This window comes from Aquabacterium sp. (assembly GCF_036279675.1).
Taxonomy (GTDB): domain Bacteria; phylum Pseudomonadota; class Gammaproteobacteria; order Burkholderiales; family Burkholderiaceae_C; genus Aquabacterium.
On record NZ_DASUIS010000014.1, the window covers coordinates 21,935 to 29,177 of the forward strand.

7 protein-coding genes are annotated in these 7,243 nt (G+C 60.9%); 5 read left to right on the plus strand and 2 right to left on the minus strand.

Annotation, left to right across the window (positions count from 1 at the left end):
- Positions 1–32 precede the first annotated feature (32 nt).
- A complete protein-coding gene (locus tag VFW93_RS01580) occupies positions 33–1,145 on the minus strand; it encodes a flavin reductase family protein (RefSeq protein ID WP_329692240.1) in 1,113 nt (370 codons plus the stop codon).
- The gene (locus tag VFW93_RS01585; RefSeq protein ID WP_329692241.1) at positions 1,138–2,307 is read right to left on the minus strand and encodes an acyl-CoA desaturase; all 1,170 of its coding nucleotides are present in this window, start codon (positions 2,305–2,307) and stop codon (positions 1,138–1,140) included. The genes VFW93_RS01580 and VFW93_RS01585 overlap by 8 nt, the downstream gene beginning before the upstream one ends.
- Before the next feature lie 208 nt (positions 2,308–2,515).
- On the opposite strand from VFW93_RS01585, the gene VFW93_RS01590 reads away from it, so the two are divergent.
- From VFW93_RS01590 to VFW93_RS01610, 5 genes are all read left to right on the plus strand, one after another.
- Positions 2,516–4,171: a CTP synthase gene (locus VFW93_RS01590; RefSeq protein ID WP_329692242.1), complete on the plus strand. Its 1,656-nt coding sequence runs from the start codon at positions 2,516–2,518 to the stop codon at positions 4,169–4,171.
- Between the two features lie 23 nt (positions 4,172–4,194).
- Positions 4,195–5,049, plus strand: a complete 855-nt coding sequence (gene kdsA, locus VFW93_RS01595; protein ID WP_329692243.1) for a 3-deoxy-8-phosphooctulonate synthase — start codon at positions 4,195–4,197, stop codon at positions 5,047–5,049.
- 81 nt (positions 5,050–5,130) lie between these two features.
- On the plus strand, positions 5,131–6,414 hold the full coding sequence (gene eno / locus VFW93_RS01600) for a phosphopyruvate hydratase (RefSeq protein WP_329692244.1): 1,284 nt from the start codon (positions 5,131–5,133) through the stop codon (positions 6,412–6,414).
- A 72-nt stretch (positions 6,415–6,486) separates the two neighbouring features.
- Positions 6,487–6,807, plus strand: coding sequence for a cell division protein FtsB (ftsB, locus tag VFW93_RS01605; protein WP_329692245.1), 321 nt, complete (start codon positions 6,487–6,489; stop codon positions 6,805–6,807).
- Positions 6,807–7,243 (plus strand): nicotinamide mononucleotide transporter family protein (locus tag VFW93_RS01610; protein ID WP_329692246.1); only part of this gene is annotated, 437 nt, incomplete at its 3' end. The genes ftsB and VFW93_RS01610, both read left to right, overlap by 1 nt.

Consider the following 7,243-nt stretch of genomic DNA (forward strand, 5'->3'; position numbering starts at 1 on the left):
TGAAGTGCGTCAACGGGCGCGTGTGAGCGCCATCAGGCGTCGAGCACCAATTTGTTCGACGCGGGGAAAGCGGTGCAAAGATACACCGCATTTCCCAGCATATTGCCGACGACGTCACCTTCTCTGAGTGTCAGTTTGCAAGTGCCACACATGCCTTGACGGCAGCCGGTTTCGATGGGCACCTGATGGCGCTCCGCAATCTGCATGAGGCTCAGGCCCTGGTCTTCTTCGGTCAACTGCAGGCGACGGTCCAGATGGCGGAAGTAGATCTCGGCCTGCGCGGCCTTGAAGTCCTCAGGTGTCAGGGGCTTGATCTCATGCGCCACAAAGCGCTCGCTGTCGAGCTTGCCCAGGTCGTAGCCCTTTTCCTTCAGGATATTGATCACCTTGTCCATGAAACCTTGCGGGCCGCACAGGTAGATGTCTCGCTCGCGGAAGTCCGGCACCAGCGTGTCGATGTTGCTGACATCGAGTGTCGGCGCGAAGCGGCCAGAGGCCTTGTCTTCGGGCGTGGGCCGACTGAGGGCGGTGGTCAGGGCCAGGCCTTCGCTGCGCCAGCGCTGCAGGGTGTCCTTGAAGATCACGTCCTGTGCGGAAGCAAACTGGGCATACATCGCCATGTCAGGGCGGATGTGATACGCCATCAAGGCCTTGATCATCGAGTAGGCGGGCGTGATGCCGGCGCCGGCACTGATGAACAGAATCTTCGATTGCTGGCGATAGCAGAAGTGGCCTTGCGGCTGGCCAATGCCAAGCACCATGCCGGGCTTCACCTGTTCGTGCACCCAGTTGGAGACCTTGCCGCCTTTCACCCGTTTGATGGTGATGGTGAAGCAGTCGTCTTCCATCGGAGACAGGCTGTAGTAGCGGGTGACGGTTTCGCCGTTGATGTGGATGTGCAGCGGGATGTACTGGCCGGGCTCGGCCCCCCTCCACAGTTGGTTGGGCATCAGGGTCAGGGTCTTGACGTCGGGAGCTTCGTCCTTGACGCCCACCACGATCGCCTGCAACTCGTAAGTCCAGATGAAGTCATTCCAGCGACGGTTGAAGTCCGTCATGGTGTTGCTGGCGACGTAGTCCAGCCAGTCGCGACCGATGTGCTTGACTGCCCAGCGGTTCAGGCGGGAGAGCAGGGCCTCAAGCATGACCGGTCCCGGCGTTGGACGCTTGGGTTTGGGCGGCGGGGGGGAAGGAGTGCTTCCACATCACCGACATGTAGTTGCGGATGGCGCGGCCCCAGCTTGGGTTGCATTTGTAGTCCACACCGTACTTCTTGCACACGGCCTTCACTTCCTTGGCCATGTCGGGGTAGTGGTGCGAGGGGATGTCTGGGAACAGGTGGTGCTCGATCTGGTAGTTGAGGTGGCCCCACAGGATGCTCATGCGGCGGCTGCCCTTGAAGTTCACGGAAGACTCCAGTTGCGACAGGTACCAGTGGCCCTTGTGCTTGAGTGCGTCAGCCGATTGCAGGGGTTCGGTGAAGTGCGTGGCCTGGATCGTCATGCTGACCCAGTAGTTGTTGATCACGTCAGCCAGCGCGTTGCCCAGCAGCACCTTCAGGCCTGAGAAGCCTGTGGCTGCTGCCAGCAGCGGGAACACGATGTACTCTTTTGTCAGAACGCGCCAGATGGAGCGGCTGTTGCGTCTGGCCAAGGCCTCGTCGGACTCGCCAGCCGTGTCCACCATGGCGTAGCCCTTGTTGCCCTCGGGGAAGGCCCGCTCGCGGAACTTCTGGCCGAAGCCCAGGTTCTGCGCGTTGAACTGGTACAGCATCGTCGGGTAGGCACCGAACAGGTACACAGGCACCTGAAACAGGTGGCGCTTGTTCCAGGGTGTCAGTTCGTTGGTACGCAGGATGCCGTGGTTCAGGTCCGGGTCCATTTCGAACACATTGGTATGCACGTGGTGCAGGCCATTGTGCTCGCGGCGCCAGCCTTCCTCGTCCACGGGCGCCTTCCATTTGAAGTTGTGCGCGTGGAACTGCGGGATCTCCGGGAAGTAGTCATATTGCCCGTGCAACACGTTGTGCCCGATTTCGATGGCCTCGATGTTGCGGTGCAACCAGGTGAAGAACACACCCAGCGAGAAGGTGATCGGTTCGGGGCTCACCCACAGCAATCCGCGGCCAATGACCTCGAAAATACGTGAATTACGGCGAAGTCCCTTGATATAGGCGATATCCTTGGGGCCCAGCTTGGCGCGATATCGCTGCTTGATGTCGTCAATCTCCTTCTCGATCTGGTCAAAAAGGGCGGGGTCGACGTTGGTGAGCGCGGAGGGGCGCCCCGTGTAGATGTTGTTGGTCATGAAAGGCCAGGTCCGGGGTGGTGGCGGCGCGATGCGAAAAAATGCCGGGACGCAAAAGCCGCGCAGTATAGAAGACTGCATTGGGTTAACCGGGCCTCAGTATCGAGGGGGTTGATGTGGCGCAATCCACGGTTCAAACCCCGTTGAAGCCCCTATAATGCCGCTTTACCACCGCAGCGCCCGCTTCATCCGCGGGCGCTTTTGCGCAATGACCAAGTTTGTCTTCGTCACGGGCGGTGTGGTGTCCTCGCTAGGCAAGGGCATCGCCGCCGCGTCACTGGCCGCCATTCTCGAATCTCGTGGCCTCAAAGTTACCCTGATCAAGCTGGATCCGTACATCAACGTCGATCCTGGCACGATGTCTCCTTTCCAGCACGGCGAGGTCTTCGTGACCGACGACGGTGCTGAAACCGACCTGGATCTGGGCCACTACGAACGCTTCATCACCACGCGGATGAAGAAGGCCAACAACTTCACCACCGGTCAGATCTACAAGAGCGTTCTCGAAAAGGAGCGTCGTGGTGATTACCTGGGCAAGACCGTGCAGGTCATTCCCCACATCACCAATGAGATCCAGGACTACGTGCGCCGTGGCGCAGGTGTCGGCACACCCGATGCCGTGGACGTGGCCATCGTCGAAATCGGCGGCACCGTGGGTGACATCGAGTCCCTGCCGTTCATGGAAGCAGCCCGCCAGCTGTGCCTGAAGGCCGGTCCGACCAATGCCGCCTTCGTGCACCTGACCTATGTGCCTTTCATCGCGGCTGCTGGCGAGCTCAAGACCAAGCCGACCCAGCACACCGTACAGAAGTTGCGCGAAATCGGTATCCAGCCCGATGCGCTGCTGTGCCGTGCCGATCGCGCCATTCCCGCAGATGAACGCGAAAAGATTTCGCTGTTCACCAACGTGCCCGAGTCCGGCGTGATCTCGGTGTGGGACGCCGACACCATCTACAAGGTGCCCCGCATGCTGCACGAGCAGCATCTGGACGACCTGATCTGCGGCAAGCTGCAGCTCCAGACCAAGCCCGCCGACCTGTCGCGCTGGGACAACCTGGTCTACGAGGTCGAGAACCCGAAGATGACCGTCACCATCGCCATGTGCGGCAAGTACACCGACCTGTCGGATTCGTACAAGTCGCTCAATGAAGCGCTGCGCCATGCCGGCATCCACAACCATGCTCGCGTCAACATCGAGTACGTGGACTCCGAAACGCTGACGCCTGAAACCGTCTCGCAACTCAAGCAGTTCGACGCCATCCTGGTGCCTGGCGGCTTCGGCAAGCGCGGCGTGGAAGGCAAGATCTGCGCGGCCCAGTTCGCCCGCGAAAACGGCATCCCCTACCTGGGCATCTGCCTGGGTATGCAGGTCGCCACGATCGAGTACGCACGCCACAAGGCTGGCCTGACGGAAGCCAACTCCACCGAGTTCGAGCCCAACACGCCACACCCCGTGATCGCCTTGATCGACGAGTGGCTGGACGCCGACGGCACCGTGCAGAAGCGCGATGCCAGTTCCGATCTGGGCGGCACCATGCGTCTGGGCGCACAGTCTTCCGACGTGAAGCCCGGCACCATCGCCCATGACATCTATGGCCCGGTCGTGACCGAGCGCCATCGTCACCGCTATGAAGCCAACGAGCGTTACCTCGATCGCCTGCAACAGGCTGGTCTGGTGATCTCGGCCATCACGCAGCGCGAGAAGCTCACTGAAATGGTGGAGCTGCCCAAGTCGGTTCACCCCTGGTACGTCGGCGTGCAGTTCCATCCCGAGTTCAAGTCGACACCGTGGGGCGGTCACCCGCTGTTCACCGGCTACATCAAGGCTGCCCTGGACCACCAGGCCGCCAACAAGACAGCCTGAACAAGGCGCTGAGGAAACATGCCATGAAGCTCTGCGGATTCGACGTTGGCCTGAGCCATCCCTTCTTTCTGATCGCCGGCCCCTGCGTGGTCGAGTCCGAGCAGTTGCAGATGGACACGGCGGGCACGCTCAAGGAGATCACCTCTGCCTTGGGCATCCCCTTCATCTTCAAGTCGAGCTACGACAAGGCCAACCGCTCCAGCGGTACCTCCTTCCGTGGCCCTGGCATGGAGAAGGGCCTGGAGATCCTGGCCAAGGTCAAGCGCGAGTTGAACGTGCCCATCCTGACGGACGTGCACACCGAAGCCGAGATCCCCATGGTGGCCGCGGTGGTGGACGTGCTGCAGACGCCGGCCTTCCTGTGCCGCCAGACCGACTTCATCCACGCGGTAGCCCAGTGCGGCAAGCCCGTGAACATCAAGAAGGGCCAGTTCCTGGCGCCTGGCGACATGAAGAACGTCATCGACAAGGCCCGTGCCGCCGCACGCGACAAGGGGCTCAATGACGACAACTTCATGGCTTGCGAACGCGGTGTGAGCTTCGGCTACAACAACCTCGTGTCCGACATGCGCTCGCTGGCCATCATGCGCGAGACCGGTGCCCCCGTCGTGTTCGACGCCACCCACTCGGTGCAACTGCCAGGCGGGCAGGGCACGTCTTCCGGCGGCCAGCGAGAGTTCGTGCCCGTGCTGTCGCGAGCTGCGGTGGCCGTGGGCATCTCGGGTCTGTTCATGGAAACGCACCCGGATCCGGCCAAGGCCATGTCCGACGGCCCCAACGCCGTGCCGCTCAAGCACATGAAGGCGCTGCTCGAGACTTTGGTGGAACTTGACCGCATCACCAAGAAAAACGGCTTCCTGGAGTCGAACTTCTCCTGATATGGCAGGTCTACCGCAGGCCCCACAATTTTCTGTTTTCGTTTTTTCTTATCTTTCCATTTTCTTCCTGAGGAAACCCAGATGAGTGCCATCGTTGACATCATCGGCCGCGAGATCATCGACAGCCGAGGCAACCCCACCGTTGAATGCGACGTTCTGCTGGAGAGCGGCGTCATGGGCCGTGCTGCCGTGCCGTCCGGCGCGTCCACCGGTTCGCGCGAAGCCATCGAGCTGCGCGATGGCGACAAGTCGCGTTACCTGGGCAAGGGTGTTCTGAAGGCCGTCGAGCACATCAACACCGAAATCGCCGAAGCCGTGCTGGGCCTGGATGCTTCCGAGCAAGCCTTCCTGGACAAGACCCTGATCGACCTCGACGGTACCGACAACAAGGGCCGCCTGGGCGCCAACGCCATGCTGGCCGTGTCAATGGCTGTGGCTCGTGCCGCTGCTGAAGAAGCTGGTCTGCCCCTGTACCGCTACTTCGGCGGCATGGGTGCCGTGCAGTTGCCCGTCCCGATGATGAACGTCATCAACGGCGGCGCACACGCCAACAACAACCTGGACATCCAGGAATTCATGATCCTGCCCGTGGGCGCGCCCACCTTCCGTGAGGCCCTGCGTTACGGCGCTGAAGTCTTCCACGCGCTCAAGAAGATCCTGCACGACAAGCACATCAGCACAGCCGTGGGTGACGAAGGCGGTTTCGCGCCTTCCGTGGCCAGCCACGAAGAAGCCATCCAGCTGATCCTGCAAGCCATCGAAGCCGCCGGCTACACCGCTGGCGAACAGATCATGCTGGGCCTGGACTGCGCTGCGTCCGAGTTCTTCAAGGACGGCAAGTACCACCTCGAAGGCGAAGGCCTGAGCCTGACCGCCGAGCAGTGGACCGACATGCTGGCCACCTGGTGCGACAAGTACCCCATCATCTCCATCGAAGTCGGCATGCACGAAGGCGACTGGGCTGGCTGGAAGCACCTGACCGAGCGTCTGGGCAAGAAGGTTCAGCTGGTGGGTGACGATCTGTACGTGACCAACACCAAGATCCTGAAGGAAGGCATCGAAAAGGGCATCGCCAACTCGATCCTGATCAAGATCAACCAGATCGGCACCCTGACCGAAACCTTCGCCGCGATCGAAATGGCCAAGCGCGCCGGTTACACCGCCGTGATCTCGCACCGCTCGGGCGAAACCGAAGACAACACGATCTCCGACATCGCCGTGGGCCTGAACGCTGGCCAGATCAAGACCGGTTCGATGAGCCGCTCTGACCGCATGAGCAAGTACAACCAGCTGCTGCGCATCGAAGAAGATCTGGGCAACGTGGCCGTTTATCCAGGCCGCAGCGCTTTCTACAACCTGCGCTGATCAGAGGTCTCCCTCTGATAGGTGAAAACAGGGCCTTCGGGCCCTGTTTCATTTGGGCGATAATGGAGCAATATGCGAGTTGTCACGCTGATCTTGATTGCGATGTTGGCCATCGTCCATGCTGAGCTGTGGTTCGGTAAGGGCGGCGTGCCACGCGTCTGGTCATTGCGCTCGCAAGTGCACCATCAGCAGTCGATCAATGCCGAGGCACAAGCCCGCAACGAGCGCCTGGCCGCTGAGGTGCGTGACCTGCAAGAAGGTCTGGAAATGGTTGAAGAAAAGGCCCGTACCGAGCTTGGCATGGTCAAGCCTGACGAGGTCTACGTTCAACTGACCACCCGTTTGCCCAGCGTGCCCGCACCCAATGCGGCAACGGAGTCCTCTGTCCATTGATGGGCCAAGCCAATTGGGCTGATTACCTGGCCTGGGCGGATCCGGCCCTGGTGCCACTGTTCAGCCTGCTTCAATCGCCAGTCACTTCGCTGGAGTTGGTCGCCTTCGTCCTGTCTCTGTGGATGGTGGCTTGCAACCTGCGCGTCAACGTCTGGGGTTGGCCCTTGGCCATCATCAGTTCGCTGCTCTATGGGGTGTTTTTTGCCCGTGGCAAGTTGTACGGTGAGGCGTCTTTGCAATTGGTGTTTGTGGCGGTCTCCATCTGGGGTTGGTGGCAGTGGCTTCGGCCCGGCATGGCACAACTGAGCACTGAATCTCATGACGTGCGCTACCTGCCTGGACCTCAACGCGCGCTGCTGATGGGCTTGACGCTGTTGTCATGGCCAGCCATGGGCTTGGTCCTTCGGCGCTTTACCGATACGGATGTGCCGTTCCT

Excerpts from the sequence above, each read along its gene's own strand:
- VFW93_RS01580 (WP_329692240.1), bottom strand. The coding sequence starts at position 1,145 with ATGCTTGAGGCCCTGCTCTCCCGCCTGAACCGCTGGGCAGTCAAGCAC.
- VFW93_RS01585 (WP_329692241.1), bottom strand. The coding sequence starts at position 2,307 with ATGACCAACAACATCTACACGGGGCGCCCCTCCGCGCTCACCAACGTC.
- VFW93_RS01590 (WP_329692242.1), top strand. The coding sequence starts at position 2,516 with ATGACCAAGTTTGTCTTCGTCACGGGCGGTGTGGTGTCCTCGCTAGGC.
- kdsA (WP_329692243.1), top strand. The coding sequence starts at position 4,195 with ATGAAGCTCTGCGGATTCGACGTTGGCCTGAGCCATCCCTTCTTTCTG.
- eno (WP_329692244.1), top strand. The coding sequence starts at position 5,131 with ATGAGTGCCATCGTTGACATCATCGGCCGCGAGATCATCGACAGCCGA.
- ftsB (WP_329692245.1), top strand. The coding sequence starts at position 6,487 with ATGCGAGTTGTCACGCTGATCTTGATTGCGATGTTGGCCATCGTCCAT.